11 protein-coding genes and 1 pseudogene are annotated in these 16,839 nt (G+C 70.7%); 3 read left to right on the top strand and 9 right to left on the bottom strand.

What is annotated here, in order from left to right:
• Positions 1-297 precede the first annotated feature (297 nt).
• The 3 genes from IG02_RS0127805 to thyX all read right to left on the bottom strand — a co-directional run bounded on the left by IG02_RS0127805 (position 298) and on the right by thyX (position 3,937).
• Entirely contained in the window at positions 298-1,983 is a 1,686-nt protein-coding gene (locus IG02_RS0127805) for a ribonuclease J (protein ID WP_030753892.1), read from the bottom strand.
• A gap of 123 nt (positions 1,984-2,106) precedes the next feature.
• On the bottom strand, positions 2,107-3,006 hold the full coding sequence (gene dapA, locus IG02_RS0127800; RefSeq protein ID WP_030753890.1) for a 4-hydroxy-tetrahydrodipicolinate synthase: 900 nt from the start codon (positions 3,004-3,006) through the stop codon (positions 2,107-2,109).
• A gap of 178 nt (positions 3,007-3,184) precedes the next feature.
• On the bottom strand, positions 3,185-3,937 hold the full coding sequence (gene thyX / locus IG02_RS0127795) for an FAD-dependent thymidylate synthase (protein ID WP_030753888.1): 753 nt from the start codon (positions 3,935-3,937) through the stop codon (positions 3,185-3,187).
• A 282-nt stretch (positions 3,938-4,219) separates the two neighbouring features.
• On the opposite strand from thyX, the gene IG02_RS0127790 reads away from it, so the two are divergent.
• Together IG02_RS0127790 and IG02_RS0127785 are read left to right on the top strand one after the other, a co-directional pair.
• On the top strand, positions 4,220-4,459 hold the full coding sequence (locus IG02_RS0127790) for a hypothetical protein (protein ID WP_030753885.1): 240 nt from the start codon (positions 4,220-4,222) through the stop codon (positions 4,457-4,459).
• 93 nt (positions 4,460-4,552) lie between these two features.
• Positions 4,553-5,098 carry a hypothetical protein gene (locus IG02_RS0127785; protein ID WP_030753882.1) on the top strand — a complete coding sequence of 182 codons (546 nt, stop codon included), beginning with the start codon at positions 4,553-4,555 and terminating at the stop codon, positions 5,096-5,098.
• Between the two features lie 197 nt (positions 5,099-5,295).
• Here the strand turns inward: IG02_RS0127785 and IG02_RS0127780 are convergent, their stop codons facing one another.
• From IG02_RS0127780 to eccD, 6 genes and pseudogenes are all read right to left on the bottom strand, one after another.
• Complete coding sequence (locus tag IG02_RS0127780) at positions 5,296-5,751, bottom strand: hypothetical protein (protein WP_030753880.1); 456 nt, start codon at positions 5,749-5,751, stop codon at positions 5,296-5,298.
• Between the two features lie 12 nt (positions 5,752-5,763).
• Positions 5,764-6,516, bottom strand: a complete 753-nt coding sequence (dapB, locus tag IG02_RS0127775; protein WP_030753877.1) for a 4-hydroxy-tetrahydrodipicolinate reductase — start codon at positions 6,514-6,516, stop codon at positions 5,764-5,766.
• Positions 6,517-6,624: 108 nt separating this feature from the next.
• Positions 6,625-8,051, bottom strand: a pseudogene (locus tag IG02_RS37025) (M16 family metallopeptidase).
• The gene (locus IG02_RS0127765; protein ID WP_030753874.1) at positions 8,048-10,276 is read right to left on the bottom strand and encodes a polyribonucleotide nucleotidyltransferase; all 2,229 of its coding nucleotides are present in this window, start codon (positions 10,274-10,276) and stop codon (positions 8,048-8,050) included. Before IG02_RS0127765 ends, IG02_RS37025 begins: the two are co-directional and overlap by 4 nt.
• 370 nt (positions 10,277-10,646) lie before the next feature.
• Positions 10,647-10,934: a 30S ribosomal protein S15 gene (gene rpsO / locus IG02_RS0127760; RefSeq protein ID WP_030753863.1), complete on the bottom strand. Its 288-nt coding sequence runs from the start codon at positions 10,932-10,934 to the stop codon at positions 10,647-10,649.
• A 218-nt stretch (positions 10,935-11,152) separates the two neighbouring features.
• Positions 11,153-12,634, bottom strand: a complete 1,482-nt coding sequence (gene eccD / locus IG02_RS0127755) for a type VII secretion integral membrane protein EccD (RefSeq protein ID WP_030753860.1) — start codon at positions 12,632-12,634, stop codon at positions 11,153-11,155.
• Positions 12,635-12,840: 206 nt separating this feature from the next.
• Between eccD and IG02_RS0127750 the strand changes: the two genes are divergently transcribed.
• Entirely contained in the window at positions 12,841-16,803 is a 3,963-nt protein-coding gene (locus IG02_RS0127750; protein WP_030753857.1) for a type VII secretion protein EccC, read from the top strand.
• Positions 16,804-16,839 lie beyond the last annotated feature (36 nt).

Raw genomic sequence — 16,839 nt, 5'->3', positions numbered from 1 at the left:
CTTCGGTATTTCGTGTCTCCGACTCTATCAGACTCATTCGGCGGTGTTTCTCCCGCTTCCAGATATCCGATGGCCTTCGGAAGGGCCTTTTGCCTTTCGACTGATTCCGACTTTATCAGAGTTGTCCGAGTCGGATTCCCCCACTCTCGCTCGGGGTCCGCATGCCGTCTGGACGACTCGCGTGCCCCCTGAGGTGGAGCCGTAAACGTACTGGAGCGGTGGGCTTCGAAGCAAATCGAAGCCCACCGCTCCCGGACGTGCCGTCAGCGGCGCGTCCGTGTACGGCAGTTGCCGTCCTCAGACCTCGACGACGACCGGGAGGATCATGGGACGCCTGCGGTAGGTGTCCGAGACCCACTTGCCCACCTGGCGGCGCACGAGCTGCTGGAGCTGGTGCGGTTCCGCGACGCCGTCCGCGGCCGATTTGGCGATGGCGTCCACGATCCTGGGCAGGACCGCCGCGAACGCCGCGTCCTCGATGCCTGAGCCACGGGCCTGGAAGTGCGGGCCCCCGACGACCTTCCCCGTCGTGGAGTCGACCACCACGAAGACCGAGACGAAGCCCTCGTCGCCGAGGATCCGGCGGTCCTTGAGGGAGGTCTCGGTGACGTCGCCGACCGAGAGGCCGTCGACGTAGACGTAGCCGGCCTGGACCTTGCCCACGATCCTGGCCCTGCCGTCGACCAGGTCGACCACCACGCCGTCCTCCGCGATGACGATGTGGTCCTTGGGCACCCCGGTCAGCGCGCCGAGTTCGGCGTTGGCGCGCAGATGGCGCCATTCACCGTGCACCGGCATCAGGTTCTTGGGCTTGCAGATGTTGTAGAAGTACAGCAGCTCACCGGCCGAGGCGTGGCCCGAGACATGGACCTTGGCGTTGCCCTTGTGGACGACGTTCGCGCCCCATCGCGTCAGACCGTTGATCACCCGGTAGACCGCGTTCTCGTTGCCCGGGATGAGGGACGACGCGAGGATCACCGTGTCGCCCTGCACGATCCTGATCTGGTGGTCGCGGTTGGCCATGCGCGAGAGCGCGGCCATCGGTTCACCCTGGGACCCCGTACAGACGAGGACCACCTCGTGGTCCGGAAGGTCGTCGAGGGTCCGGACATCCACGACCAGTCCGGCGGGGACCCGGAGGTAGCCGAGGTCACGGGCGATGCCCATGTTGCGGACCATGGAGCGACCGACGAAGGCCACGCGGCGGCCGTACTCGTGCGCGGCGTCGAGGATCTGCTGGATGCGGTGGACGTGGCTGGCGAAGCTGGCCACGATGATCCGCTTCTGGGCGTTCGCGAAGACCTGGCGCAGGACGCCCGAGATGTCCCGCTCGGGCGGGACGAAGCCCGGGACCTCGGCGTTGGTCGAGTCCGAGAGCAGCAGGTCGATGCCCTCCTCGCCGAGCTTGGCGAAGGTGGGCAGGTCGGTGAGCCTGCGGTCCAGCGGGAGCTGGTCCATCTTGAAGTCGCCGGTGTGGACCGCCATGCCCGCGGGGGTCCGGATGGCGACGGCGAGGGCGTCCGGGATGGAGTGGTTGACGGCGACGAACTCGCAGTCGAACGGTCCGATGCGCTCCCGGTGGCCCTCGTTGACCTCGAGGGTGTAGGGGCGGATGCGGTGCTCCTGGAGCTTGGCCTCGATCAGCGCGAGGGTGAGCTTGGAGCCGATCAGCGGGATGTCCGGCTTCAGCCGGAGCAGGAAGGGGACGCCGCCGATGTGGTCCTCGTGGCCGTGCGTGAGCACGATGCCCTCGACGTCGTCCAGCCGGTCCCGGATGATCGTGAAGTCCGGGAGGATCAGGTCGACGCCGGGCTGCTCCTCCTCCGGGAAGAGGACACCGCAGTCGACGATCAGCAGGCGACCGCCGTACTCGAAGACCGTCATGTTGCGGCCGATCTCCCCCAGGCCGCCGAGCGGGGTGACGCGCAGGCCGTTCGGGGGGAGCTTCGGCGGGGCGCCGAGTTCGGGATGCGGATGACTCAAAAGACTCTCCTCACCACACGCGCCACGTACCGCTGAGGCACGTGGCGCGCATGACATTCGTGCACTTGCTGTTGTCTGCTTCGGCGTATTCGGTTACCGGATATTCAGTTGTGAAGTCTGTGGTCAGAGCTGCACTCCGCCGGCCGCCAGGTCGATCCTGAGCTGTGCGGTCTCGTGTTCCGTGAGCTCGACGAGCGGGAGGCGGAGCGGACCGGCCGGCAGGTTCTGGAGCGCGAGCGCGCTCTTGGACGTGATGACGCCCTGGGTGCGGAACATGCCCGTGAAGACCGGCAGCAGCTTCTGGTGGATCTCGGTGGCCTTGTGGACGTCGCCGGTGAGGTGCGCGTCGAGGAGCTGGCGCAGCTCCGGGGTGACCACGTGGCCGACGACGGACACGAAGCCGACCGCGCCCACCGAGAGCAGCGGGAGGTTGAGCATGTCGTCGCCCGAGTACCAGGCGAGGCCGGACTGGGCGATGGCCCAGCTGGCGCGGCCGAGGTCGCCCTTGGCGTCCTTGTTGGCGACGATGCGCGGGTGCTGGGCGAGCCGGACGATGGTCTCGGTGTCGATGGGGACACCGCTGCGTCCGGGGATGTCGTACAGCATCACCGGGAGGCCGGTCGCGTCGGCGATCGCGGTGAAGTGCCGGAACAGGCCCTCCTGGGGGGGCTTGTTGTAGTACGGCGTCACGGCGAGGACGCCGTGCGCGCCGGCGCGCTCCGCCGCGCGGGCCAGTCCGACGCTGTGCTCCGTGTCGTTCGTGCCGACGCCGGTCACGATGTGGGCCCGGTCCCCGACGGCCTCCAGGACCGCCCGGACGAGCTGCTCTTTCTCCGCGTCGCTGGTGGTCGGCGACTCACCGGTGGTGCCGTTCAGGACGAGGCCGTCGTTGCCTGCGTCCACCAGATGGACAGCGAGCCGCTGCGCGCCGTCGAGATCGAGCGCGCCGTCCGCCGTGAAGGGCGTGACCATGGCGGTGAGGACCCGCCCGAAGGGAGTCTGCGGAGTGGAGATCGGAGCCATGGGTAACACGCTACTCGCTGCTCAGCTCGCGGCGCCCCCTTGGGGCACGGGACAGAAGGAGCCCGGCACTGCCTGCTCGGGGGTTCAAGCAGTGCCGGGTCCGTTTGATCAGCCTAGATGAACTTCTCCAAACGCCGCAATCCGGACAGCCGGCTCGATCGGCCTCGCCGCCCGTGTCTCAGGGCGCGATCCGGCCGTTGGCGTTGAAGGCCGCGTGGGTGAGCGGCATCAGCCGGGCCCAGTGCTCCTCCATCCGCTCCCCCACCATCTCGATCTCGCGCTGCGGGAAGGACGGCACCTTCGCCTGCTCGTGCTGGGTACGCAGGCCGAGGAAGTGCATCAGCGAGCGCGCGTTGCACGTGGCGTACATGGACGAGAACAGGCCGACCGGGAGGACCGAGCGGGCCACCTCCCGGGCCACTCCGGCCGCGAGCATGTCCTGGTACGCCTCGTAGGCCTGGAGGTACGAGCGCTCCATCGTCCGGCCGGCCAGCTCCTGCTGCTCCGGGGTCCCCTCCACGAAAACGTACTTCCCCGGGCGGCCCCGCTGGACGAGTTTGCGCTCGGGCCCCGGCACGTAGAAGACGGGCTGCAACTCGCGGTAACGGCCCGATTCCTCGTTGTACGACCAGCCCACCCGGTGCCGCATGAATTCGCGGAAGACGAAGATCGGGGCGCTGATGAAGAAGGTCATCGAATTGTGCTCGAAGGGGCTGCCGTGGCGGTCCCGCATCAGGAAATTGATCAGGCCCTTCGACCGCTCGGGGTCCTTCGACAGCTCTTCCAGGGACTGCTCGCCCGCGGTGGAGACCCGCGCCGCCCACAGGACGTCGGAGTCCGCCGCCGCGTGCTTCACCAGCTCGACGGTGACATCGCCGCGGAAGCTCGGTTTGGTGTCGGGGGCGTCCGGGGTCTCGGGGGTGTCGCTCACCTGGGGTCCTTCCCATCGCGTCGCTCGGGCGGCGCCCACTCTACGGCGCGGCACCGACAGGGCGGCATCCCGCTCGGGGGCGGGGCGGCGGGGCCGCATCCGGGCCGCGGACCCGCCGGGCATCGGGCGGGCCGGGCCAGGGAGCGTGCGTTCGTCGGCCAATTCCGGGAATGCGGGCACCTAATCGCGCTGTTGCACGTCTCACTCTGTAGCAGCTGACACATCAGCAGCGTTCCACAACGAGTTCGCCGTTCCATCACGAGATCACAAGGAGTTCCCTCCATGTTCCGCCGGCGAGAGGCCGTTCCCTTCGCGTTCGTCGCCGAGGCCGACCGCTTCCGCAGCAATGTCACTCCCCCTCCGAGGCCGCGCGCGAGCGCGTCCGACATGGCCAGCCGCACACTCATCGGACTCGTCATCACCGCCGGGTTCGTCGGCTCGCTGCTCTTCGGGCTGCCGGCGCTGGATACCAGCCAGCCGTCCGGGCACACCCAGCAGTCCGAGGCGTCACAAGGCCGCTGACCCGTCCGGCCCCCTCGAGTGGTCGGGGCAGGGGCGTGATCGGTAGCCTCACCGGGCACAGCAATCGAGCGTGCTTGTGAGTGAGGATCAGTCGTGCCCCTGCCCTTCCTGACGGCCGAGCGGGCTTTCGACGCGGCCGACGACGTCGCGTTGCCGTTCGACGATCACGACAACTGGCGGCGTCCGTACCGCCCTGGCCCCTGGCGGGTCGCGGCGGCCGCGCTGCTTCTGCTGCTCGCCTCGTTCATCCTGCTCTCGGCGATGGTGATCGCCTTCGCGGGAGCCCTGTCGGCGGCCACGGTCTGCCTGGGCATCGCCCTGGTGGTGATCGCGGTCGCGCTGCGGAACCTGCGCGCCGGGGTCTGGGTGAGCCGGCACGGAGCCCGCCGGGTGACCCTGCTGAGGACCACGACAACCGCGTGGGAGCAGGTCACCGCCGTCCGTACGGTCCAGCAGCCGGTGCGCTGGCTCGGGCTGCCGCGCACCGTTCAGGGGCAGGCGCTCCTGCTCGAGCGACGGCAGGGTGGGCCGTTGACGCTGCTCACCGACCACAACGCGGACTTCCTGTCGCGTCCCGGGGCGTTCGAGCGGGCGGCGGACAGCGTCGAGGTCTGGAACGAGGAGTACTCCGGCGCCTGACGGCCGGCCGGTCGGCCGGCCTCGTTCGTCGGCTCCGTGCGGTAACGCCTCAAAGAGCACAAGAGAGCACAAAGAGGGAGAGGCCCGGCCACCACGGCCGGGCCTCTCTCGTGCGTCCGGGCCCCCTCTGACCGCCCGGGCCGCTTCCCGCGCGCGGGGCGGCCGTCGTGACGGGCTCCACGCACGCCGGACGGCGCTCAGGCCGTCCGTACGGGTTTACCGTCGTGGAGCGCGATGGCCCGCTGCATCGCCTTCCTGGCGCGCGGGGTGTCCCGGGCGTCGTGGTACGCGATCGCCAGCCGGAACCAGCAGCGCCAGTCGTCGGGCGAACGCTCCGTTTCGGCCCGCCGCCGGGCGAAGACGGCGTCGGCCGAGTCCCGGTCGACGCGGCCGCCGGGCGTACGGACCAGTTCGTCCTCGGGGAGGCCGCCCTCGGCGTCCAGTTCCGCCGCGAGCCGGTTGGCGCGCTGGACGAAGCGGGTGTTCATCCAGAGGAACCAGATGCCGATGAGCGGCAGGACCAGCACGGCCAGGCCGAGGGCGACGGTCAGCAGCGTGCCCTGTTCGATCAGCAGGACACCCCGGCTGCCGACCAGGACGAAGTAGACGACCAGGACGGCCGCCGTGACAGCGTAGGTGATCTTCGCGCGCATCGTCCGGTCCGCTCAGCCCAGGTCGAGGAAGTGTTCCAGGCCGAAGGTGAGGCCGGGGGCGGAGACCACGCGGCGCACGCCGAGCAGGATGCCCGGCATGAAGCTGCTGTGGTGCAGGGAGTCGTGGCGGATGGTGAGGGTCTCGCCCTCGGCGCCGAGGATGACCTCCTGGTGGGCGAGGAGGCCGCGGAGGCGTACGGAGTGCACGGGCACGCCGTCGACGTCCGCGCCGCGCGCGCCGTCCAGCGCCGTGACCGTGGCGTCGGGCTGCGGTCCGCTGCCGGCCGCCGTCCGGGCTGCGGCGATCAGCTGGGCGGTGCGGTGGGCGGTGCCGGAGGGGGCGTCCGCCTTGCCGGGGTGGTGCAGCTCGATGACCTCGACGGACTCGAACCAGCGCGCGGCGGCCTCGGAGAACTTCATGGTGAGGACCGCGCCGATGGAGAAGTTGGGCGCGATCAGCACTCCGGTGCGCGGGGAGGCGGCCAGCGAGGTGTGCAACTGCGCCAGCCGCTCGTCGGTCCAGCCGGTGGTGCCGACGACGGCGTGGATGCCGTGGCGGACGCAGAAGTCCAGATTGCCCATCACCGAGGCCGGAGTGGTCAGCTCCACCACGACCTCGGCACCGGCCTCCACGAGGGTCTCCAGCTTGTCGCCCCGGCCGAGGGCGGCGACCAGCTCCAGGTCGTCGGCGGCCTCGACGGCCCGTACGGCCTCGGAGCCGATCCGGCCCCTGGCTCCGAGGACGGCCACGCGCAGCTTGCTCATTGCTCTGTTTCCTTCAGCGTCGGTGATGGACGTCGGTGTGGTCGGCATCGTCAGAAGTGCTGGTGCCGGGCGCCGTTGATCGTCACGCGGGCCGGGCTCGCGCACCGGTCAGCGGGCGACCGCCTCGTCCAGCCGGGCCGCCTGCTTGTCCTTCAGCGGCCCGATGACCGACAGCGAGGGACGCTGCCCCAGGACATCGCGGGCGACCGCGCGCACGTCGTCGGGGGTGACGGCGGATATCCGCGCCAGCATCTCGTCGACGGACATCTGGGCGCCCCAGCACAGTTCGCTCTTGCCGATGCGGTTCATCAGCGCGCCGGTGTCCTCCAGGCCGAGGACGGTGGAGCCGGCGAGCTGTCCCACGGCGCGACCGATCTCCTCGTCGCTGAGCCCCTCGGCCGCGGCGCGGTCGAGTTCGTCGCGGCAGATCTTCAGGACGTCATGGACCTGGCTGGGCCGGCAGCCCGCGTAGACGCCGAAGAGGCCGCAGTCGGCGAAGCCGGAGGTGTACGAGTAGACGCTGTAGGCGAGGCCGCGCTTCTCCCGTACCTCCTGGAACAGCCGCGAGCTCATACCGCCGCCGAGCGCGGTGTTCAGCACGCCGAGCGCCCAGCGGCGCTCGTCGGTACGGGCGAGGCCCGGCATGCCGAGGACGACGTGGGCCTGCTCGGTCTTGCGGTTCAGCAGGCCGACCCGGCCCGCGGCGCGCACGGCGCGCCGGCCGGCGCGTGGCGGCAGCGGGGTGGCGTCCGTACGGGAGAGGGCCCCGGCCTTCTCGAAGGCGCGGCGGACCTGCCGTACGACGGTGGCGTGGTCCACGTTGCCGGCCGCGGCCACGATCAGGTGGGTGGGGTCGTAGTGCTTCTTGTAGAAGCGGACGATCCGGTCGCGGTCCAGGCCGTTGATCGTGTCGACGGTGCCGAGGACGGGACGGCCGAGCGGGCTGTCGCCGAACATGGTCTCGGCGAACAGGTCGTGCACGCAGTCGCCGGGGTCGTCCTCGGTCATGGCGATCTCTTCGAGGATGACTCCGCGCTCGGCGTCGACGTCCGCGGCCTCGATCAGCGACCCGGTGAGCATGTCGCAGACGATGTCGATGGCGAGCGGCAGGTCGGTGTCGAGCACCCGCGCGTAGTAGCAGGTGTACTCCTTCGCCGTGAAGGCGTTCATCTCGCCGCCGACCGCGTCGACGGCGGCGGAGATGTCGAGGGCGCTGCGCTTGCGCGTGCCCTTGAACAGGAGGTGTTCCAGGTAGTGGGTGGCGCCGTTGAGGGCGGGCGTCTCGTCGCGCGAGCCCACCTGGACCCAGATGCCGAAGGTCGCGGAGCGGACCGACGGCACGGTCTCGGTGACGACGCGCAGGCCGCCGGGGAGCGTCGTACGGCGGACCGTCCCGTTCCGCTGGGCTCCGCCTTTGCTCATGATTCCCCCTCGGAGCCGCGGCTCCCGTTCTCGCCCTCGATCAGGGTTTGGGTACGGGCGACGGCCCGCGCCTCCGAGGAGGGGCGGGCCGTCGCCTTGGCGCCGCGCGTCACGAGGCAGCGTCGTCCTTCTTGGTGTCCGCGCCGTCCTCGCCCTCTTCGCCCTCGACGACGGGGATGAGGGAGAGCTTGCCGCGCTGGTCGATCTCGGCGATCTCGACCTGGACCTTCTGGCCGACGCCGAGGACGTCCTCGACGTTCTCCACGCGCTTGCCGCCGGCGAGCTTGCGGATCTGCGAGATGTGCAGCAGACCGTCCTTGCCCGGGAGCAGCGAGACGAACGCGCCGAAGGTGGTCGTCTTGACGACCGTGCCCAGGTAGCGCTCGCCGACCTCCGGCATGGTCGGGTTGGCGATGCCGTTGATCGTGGCGCGGGCGGCCTCGGCGGCCGGTCCGTCGGCGGCACCGATGTAGATCGTGCCGTCGTCCTCGATCGTGATGTCGGCGCCGGTGTCCTCCTGGATCTGGTTGATCATCTTGCCCTTGGGGCCGATGACCTCACCGATCTTGTCCACGGGGATCTTGACGGTGATGATCCGCGGGGCGTTCGGGGACATCTCGTCCGGGACGTCGATGGCCTCGTTCATCACGTCGAGGATGTGCAGGCGCGCGTCGCGGGCCTGCTTCAGCGCGGCGGCCAGCACGGAGGCGGGGATGCCGTCGAGCTTGGTGTCGAGCTGGAGCGCGGTGACGAAGGTCTTCGTGCCGGCGACCTTGAAGTCCATGTCACCGAAGGCGTCCTCCGCACCGAGGATGTCGGTGAGGGTGACGTAGTGGGTCTCGCCGTCGATCTCCTGCGAGATCAGTCCCATGGCGATACCGGCGACGGGGGCCTTGAGCGGCACACCGGCGTTCAGCAGCGACATGGTGGAGGCACAGACCGAGCCCATGGACGTCGAGCCGTTGGAGCTCAGCGCCTCGGAGACCTGGCGGATCGCGTACGGGAACTCCTCGCGCGTCGGCAGCACCGGCGTGAGCGCGCGCTCGGCGAGGGCGCCGTGGCCGATCTCGCGGCGCTTGGGGGAGCCGACGCGGCCGGTCTCGCCGGTGGAGTACGGCGGGAAGTTGTAGTTGTGCATGTAGCGCTTGCGGGTCACCGGGGAGAGGGTGTCCAGCTGCTGCTCCATGCGGAGCATGTTGAGGGTGGTGACGCCCAGGATCTGGGTCTCGCCGCGCTCGAACAGCGCCGAGCCGTGCACCCGCGGGATGGCCTCGACCTCGGCGGCGAGCGTACGGATGTCCGTGACGCCACGCCCGTCGATGCGGACCTTGTCCTTGATGACGCGCTCACGGACCAGGGTCTTGGTCAGCGAGCGGTACGCGGCGGAGATCTCCTTCTCGCGCCCCTCGAACTGCGGCAGCAGCTTCTCGCCGGCCAGCGCCTTGACGCGGTCCAGCTCGGCCTCGCGCTCCTGCTTGCCGGCGATGGTGAGGGCCTGGGCCAGCTCGGAGCGGACGGCCTCGGTGAGCGCCTGGAGGACGTCGTCCTCGTAGTCCAGGAAGATCGGGAACTCGCCGACCGGCTTGGCGGCCTTGGCGGCGAGGTCCGACTGGGCCTTGCAGAGGATCTTGATGAAGGGCTTCGCGGCCTCGAGACCGGCGGCGACGACCTCCTCGGTGGGGGCCTCGGCGCCGTCCTTGACGAGCTGGATGGTCTTCTCGGTGGCCTCGGCCTCGACCATCATGATCGCGACATCGCCGTCGTCCAGGACGCGGCCGGCGACGACCATGTCGAAGACGGCGTCCTCGAGCTCGGTGTGGGTCGGGAAGGCGACCCACTGGCCCTTGATCAGGGCGACACGGGTGCCGCCGATCGGGCCGGAGAAGGGCAGGCCGGCCAACTGCGTGGAGCAGGAGGCGGCGTTGATGGCGACCACGTCGTAGAGGTGGTCGGGGTTGAGCGCCATGATCGTCTCGACGACCTGGATCTCGTTGCGCAGGCCCTTGCGGAAGGACGGGCGCAGCGGGCGGTCGATCAGGCGGCAGGTGAGGATGGCGTCCTCGGAGGGGCGGCCCTCCCGGCGGAAGAAGGAGCCGGGGATCTTGCCGGCCGCGTACATCCGCTCCTCGACGTCCACCGTGAGGGGGAAGAAGTCGAGCTGGTCCTTGGGCTTCTTGGAGGCCGTGGTGGCCGACAGCACCATCGTGTCGTCGTCCAGGTAGGCGACGGCGGAGCCGGCGGCCTGGCGGGCCAGGCGGCCCGTCTCGAAGCGGATGGTGCGGGTGCCGAAGGCGCCGTTGTCGATAACGGCCTCGGCGTAGTGGGTCTCGTTCTCCACTAGTGAATTCTCCTCGTCTTCGTCCGGTGCCCGGGTGGCAGGGGACGTATCGGAGAAGCGCTCCTTGGTGCGGGCCGGTCTTCGATCGAAGCACCCGGTGACGCGGCATGGGCCGGGCCGATCCGGGGGCCACTACCGAGGACCGGCGGCGGCGGAGGTCGCTCCTCCTGATTCGGTTGTGCTCGTTGCGACCAGGTTACTGAGCTTCGCGCCAGGATGACATTCCGGTCGTCCCGGGCGGGGTGTTCAGCGGGACCGGTACGGGGCGGGCCGCTCGCCGGACCGGTCCTGCGCGGGTACGGGGAGCGGGCCCCCGCGTACGCGAAAGGAGCGGCCCCCTGGTGGTGGGAACCGCTCCCTTCACGGTGTCTTACTTGGCACCGGCCGCGCCGCGGCGGATGCCCAGGCGGTCGACCAGCGCGCGGAAGCGCTGGATGTCCTTCTTGGCCAGGTACTGCAGCAGGCGGCGGCGCTGGCCGACCAGGATCAGCAGGCCCCGGCGGGAGTGGTGGTCGTGCTTGTGGGTCTTGAGGTGCTCGGTCAGGTCCGAGATCCGGCGCGACAGCAGGGCGACCTGGACCTCGGGGGAGCCGGTGTCACCCTCCTTGGTGCCGAACTCGGTCATGATCTGCTTCTTCGTAGCGGCGTCGAGCGACACGCGTACTCCTCGTGGTCTTCGTGGCCACCGAGTGCCCCAGGTCGAATTCGCTGGGGAGCTTCCGTTACTCGGGAGGCGGGGATCCGCTGAGCGTGCACCGCAGAGCACCTGGCTCCGCCGGTCACGTACGCAAACGGCCGTCGTACAGGCTACCAGCTCGAGCGGGGCCGTCCGACCGCGCGGTCGGACGGCGTCCCCGGCCTCCCGAGGCAGGACGATTAGCTGGTCATCGCCCGGGCCGCGCTGAAGACGTCCAGCGCGGCGAGGCAGAGCGGCACCAGCGAGAGCAGTACCGCGCCCTCGGCGATGTCGAGGAGCCGGCCCCAGAAGGGGGACAGGCCCTTGCGCGGGATGACCAGGCCGATGGCGGTGAGCAGGGCGGCGCCGGCGGCGACGCTCGCGGCGAGCCAGATCGTACGGATGTCGAGGCCGCCGCGGTCGCCGTAGATCAGCAGGTCCTTGACGAGGTCGACCGGCGGGTTGAGGGAGAGCCCGAGGACCAGCAGGGCGATCGCGGCGATCCCGGCCACCAGCACACAGGTGACCTGCGAGGTGTAGCGGAAGAGGCGGGCGCGCATCAGCATGGCCAGACCGGCGGCCAGCGCGAGGAACTGTCCCCAGACGTTGTCGGAGAAACCGAGGACCGCGGCGGCGGCCACCACGACGGCCGAGCAGCCGGCGGCCAGGCCGAGCAGCATCTCGTGGCCGCGGCGGGCCTGCGCGGCGATGCGGTCGGCGTCGACGGGCTCGCCCTCGGGAGCGGCGTTCGGGTCGGTGTAGGTGTCGTCGCCGAACTCGCCGGCGGCGGCCGATCGCGGGGAGGCGTAGCCGATGGGCAGCCGCGCGAAGCGCGCGGACAGGCCGGGCAGGAAGGCGACGAGCCCGATGGCGACCGGGGCGCAGACGGCGGCGGTGGAGGTGGCCGACGCCTCGGTCAGGATCATCACGAACGTGGCGAGCGTGCCGACGGTGGCCAGGAAGGTGGCGGCGACGAAGGGCGCGTCACCGCTCGGGGTGAGGGCGACCAGCGCGACGGAGGCGACCAGGACCGTGACGCAGCCGAGCAGGAACTGGAGCCGGCCGGGTCCGTCGCCCGCGTCGGGGCCGATGATCCCGGACCCGCCGATCATCAGCAGCGGCAGCGCGCCGAGGCCGAGCGCGACGGCGGTGGCGCGGTCCGTGTAGACCCGGGCCCGTACCCCGGCGAAGGCCGTGAGCAGCAGGCCGGCGGCGCCCGCGATGATGCCGGGCAGGCTGTGCATGTCGTGCCGGACCGGGTCGGCGAACCACAGGACGAAGCCCATCAGCACGAGCAGCAGCACTCCGCCGACGAGGCCGGCGCCGCGCAGCAGTTCGTCGTTCCACAGGTGGCGGTCGCGCTTGACGGCGGAGGCGACGGCGTCGGAGACGTCGTCGAAGACGGCGGGGGGAAGCGACTCGGCGAACGGGCGCAGGCTGAGCACCTCGCCGTCCAGGACCTGCTGGGCCGCGAGGGTGCGGGAGCCGTCCAGGACGGTGCCGTCGCGGCGGACCAGGTGGTAGCCGGTGGGGGTGCCGGGCGCCTGGGTCTGGCCGGTGAGCCGGAGGATCTCCGGGTGCACGTCGGCGACCGCGATGTCCTCCGGCAGAGCGACGTCGATCCTGCTGTCAGGCGCCACGACAGTGACGCGGCAGAAGCCCGTCGCTGCGGTCGTACTCACGTCTGTTGACCCCCTGGTTCGCGGTTGCGCACGATGTTCGATCCGATGCCGCTCATGTCGATTCGCGGTTGCGCACGATGCGCGCGCCACCCTACCGGGACCCTCCGGTGCGGGCTGCAAGTAGGATCGCCGTCGCGCGGAGGGAGACCGTCGCCACGGGGGCGCCGGTACGGATTCCCCGTCCGAGTTGAGGGATTGATGCTCCGGTGAGCCAGATCGTCGTCAAACGCCCACCACGGTCCCTTCCGCCGGAAGTGCCCGGTGCCGAGCTGACCCTGCTGACCCTGGAGTCTCCTCCGGAGCTCCCGCGCGGTCAGCAGGAGGGCATGCTGATGCAGATCCTGCCGGTCCTCGGCATGGGCTCGTCGGTGGTCTTCTTCTTCTCGCCGCAGGCGCCTCCGTTCATGCGGATCATGGGCGTGCTGATGCTCGTCTCGACGGTGGCGATGGTCGTCGCGCAGATCGTCCGGTTCCGGCGCGGAACGCAGGGACAGATCGCGGACGTGCGCCGCGACTACCTCAAGTACCTGGCGCAGACGCGGCGTACGGTGCGCAGGACGGCCCGCGCGCAGCGCGACGCCCAGTTGTACCTGCACCCGGCGCCGGAGCAGCTGTGGTCGGTGGTCGCGGAGGGGTCGCGGGTCTGGGAACGCCGCGTCGGGGACAAGGACTTCGGGCAGGTAAGGGTCGGACTCGGCGCCCAGCAGCTGTCGACCCCGCTGATCGCTCCCGACACCGCGCCGGTGGACGAGCTGGAACCGCTGTGCGCGGGCGCGATGCAGCGGTTCCTCGCGGTGCACGGCTCGCTGGACGGGCTGCCGATGGCCGTGTCGATGCGCGCCTTCTACCACGTGACGGTCTCCGGTGAGCCGGAGTCGGCGCGGTCCGCGGCCCGGGCGATGGTCTCCCAGCTGGTGACGCTGCACTCCCCGGAGGACCTGATGCTCGCCGTGGTGGCGGCGCCGGGCGCGGTGGCGCGCTGGGACTGGACGAAGTGGCTGCCGCACACGCAGGTGCCGGGCCAGGTCGACGGGGCCGGCACGAAGCGGCTGTTCGGGGACGACCTCGGGGAGCTGGAGCAGTTGCTGCGCGGCAGGCTGGACGGGCGGCCCCGGTTCGGCCGGGACAGCCAGCCGGTGCTGGACCAGCCGCACATCGTGGTGGTACTGGACGGCGGGATGGTGCCGCCGGACTCGCTGTTCGCGGCGGCCGAGGGCCTTCAGGGCGTCACGATCGTCGAGGTCGTGGGCGGTGAGCTGGACGAGCCGCGGGGCGGTCTGTCCGTGGTGGTGCGGCCGGGCCGGCTGTGGCTGGAGTCCGGCGCCGGTCTGGCGTACGAGGGCGTGCCGGACGGCATCTCGCTGCCGGCCGCCGAGGCGCTGGCGCGGCAGCTGGCCCCGCTGCGCACGGGCGGGGGCGACGACGACGAACCGCTGCTCGCCAACCTCGACTTCACGGATCTGCTGAACCTGGGCGACGCGGCGTCGGTCGACGTGGCCCGCACCTGGCGGCCCCGGTCGACGGCCGAGCGGCTGCGGGTGCCGATCGGGGTCGGCGAGGACGGCCAGCCGGTGATGCTGGACCTGAAGGAGGCCGCGCAGGAGGGCATGGGCCCGCACGGGCTGTGTGTCGGCGCGACCGGTTCCGGCAAGTCGGAGCTGCTGCGCACGCTGGTGCTCGGGCTCGCGGTCACGCACTCCTCGGAGACGCTGAACTTCGTCCTCGCCGACTTCAAGGGCGGCGCGACGTTCGCGGGGATGTCCCAGATGCCGCACGTGGCGGCGGTCATCACCAACCTGGCGGACGACCTGACGCTGGTCGACCGCATGGGGGACGCGATCCGCGGTGAACTCCAGCGGCGGCAGGAGCTGCTGCGCTCGGCGGGCAACTACGCCAACATCCACGACTACGAGAAGGCGCGGGCCGCGGGCGCCCCGCTGGAGCCGCTGGCCTCGCTCGTCCTCGTCATCGACGAGTTCTCCGAGCTGCTCACCGCCAAGCCCGACTTCATCGACATGTTCATCCAGATCGGCCGGATCGGCCGGTCGCTGGGCGTGCATCTGCTGCTCGCCTCGCAGCGCCTGGAGGAGGGCAAGCTGCGCGGCCTGGACACCTACCTGTCGTACCGGATCGGTCTGCGGACCTTCTCCGCGGCGGAGTCGCGCACGGCGCTGGGCGTGCCGGACGCGTACCACCTGCCGTCGGTGCCGGGTTCGGGCTACCTCAAGTTCGGTACGGACGAGATGACCCGGTTCAAGGCGGCGTACGTCTCGGGCGCGTACCGCACCGGCGGTCCCGACCTGGCGGTGGGGCAGCTGCCGATCGAGCGGCGGCCCGCGCTGTTCACGGCGGTGCCGGTGCCGGTGGTGTACCGGGCGCCGGACCCGGTGGCGAGTGCCGCGGCGCCGGCGCCGGAGGACGACGCGCTGGCGGACACGGTGCTGGACGTCATCGTGCGCCGGCTCGACGGCCAGGGCGTGCCCGCGCACCAGGTGTGGCTGCCGCCGCTGGACCAGGCGCCGACGCTGGACCAGTTGCTGCCCGGGATCGCGCCGACTCCGGAGCGCGGCCTGCACGCGGCCGACTACAGCCGCCTGGGCGGTCTGACCGTGCCGCTCGGTCTCATCGACAAGCCCTTCGAGCAGCGCCGCGAGGTGCTGTACCGGGACTTCTCGGCGGCGGCCGGCCATATGCTCGTGGTGGGCGGTCCGCAGTCCGGCAAGTCGACGCTGATGCGGACGCTGATCTCGTCCTTCGCGCTCACCCACACCCCGCACGAAGTGCAGTTCTACGCACTGGACTTCGGCGGTGGCGGGCTGGTCTCGCTGGCCGACCTGCCGCATGTCGGCGGGGTGGCGTCCCGGCTGGACCCGGAGCGGGTGCGGCGCGCGGTCGCGGAGGTGCTGGGGGTGCTCAACCGGCGCGAGGAGTTCTTCCGCGCGAACGGCATCGACTCCATCGCGACCTACCGGCGCAAGCGCGCGGCCGGTGAACTGCCCGGCGAGGCGTGGGGGGACGTCTTCCTCGTCATCGACGGCTGGGGACAGTTCAAGAACGACTACGACATGCTCGAGCCGGTGATCTCCGACCTCGCGGCGCGCGGTCTCGGCTACGGCGTGCACGTCGTCGTCACCGCCGCCCGGTACATGGAGGTGCGCGCCGCGCTCAAGGACCAGATGCTCAGCCGGCTCGAACTGCGGCTCGGTGACGTCATGGACTCCGAGTTCGACCGCAAGGTCGCGGCGAACGTCCCGGCCGGGGTGCCGGGCCGCGGCCAGGTGCCGGAGAAGCTGCACTTCATGGCCGGTCTGCCGCGGATCGACTCGGTGAGCGGGGCCGGTGATCTCTCCGAGGGCACGGCGGCGTTCGTCCGGGCCGTGCGGGAGAGCTGGACGGGCCCGGCTGCCCCGACCGTACGGCTGCTGCCGCGCAAGCTGCCGGCCGAGCAGTTGCCGAAGGGCTTCGAGCACCCGCGCCACGGCATCGCGATCGGTATCGACGAGACCAACCTGGAGCCGGTCTTCATCGACTTCGAGACCGATCCGTTCTTCATGGTCTTCGGCGAGAGCGAGTCGGGGAAGACGGCGCTGCTGCGGCTCATCGCCAAGCAGATCTCCGAGCGCTACACCCCGGACCAGGCGCGGATCGTGGTCGGCGACTACCGGCGCTCGATGCTGGAGGCCGTACCGTCCTCGCACCTGCTGGAGTACGCGCCGATGGCGTCGGCCATGCGGATGCACATGGACGCCATCGGGACGGTGATGACCAAGCGGGCCCCGAAGCCGGACATCACCCCCCAGCAGCTACGTGACCGCAGCTGGTGGAACGGGCCGCAGCTGTTCGTGTTCATCGACGACTACGAACTGGTCGCGACCAACTCGGGCAATCCGCTCGCGCCGCTGGTGGAGCACCTGCCGTTCGCCCGGGACGTCGGCGTCCGCTTCATCGTGGCGCGCAGCGCGGCGGGCGCCTCGCGTGCGATGTATGAACCGTTCATGCAGAGGATGAAAGAACTCGGCGCACAAGGTGTGCTCCTGTCCGGAGATCCCGGTGAGGGCGACATCCTGGGTGGTGTCCGGGCCCGCCCGATGCCTCCGGGCCGTGGCACCTTCGTCTCGCGCAAGCGGGGCGCGCCGCTGGTGCAGGTGGGCTGGCTGCCGGACCGGTGAGGCGGCGGTCCCGGGGAACCGGGACCGCACGCACGC

The sequence above is a fragment of the Streptomyces sp. NRRL F-5135 genome, from assembly GCF_000719775.1.
GTDB lineage: Bacteria > Actinomycetota > Actinomycetes > Streptomycetales > Streptomycetaceae > Streptomyces > Streptomyces hebeiensis.
The sequence above is the reverse complement of the archived record's forward strand: the minus strand, read 5'-3'. Positions and strand labels throughout refer to the sequence as shown.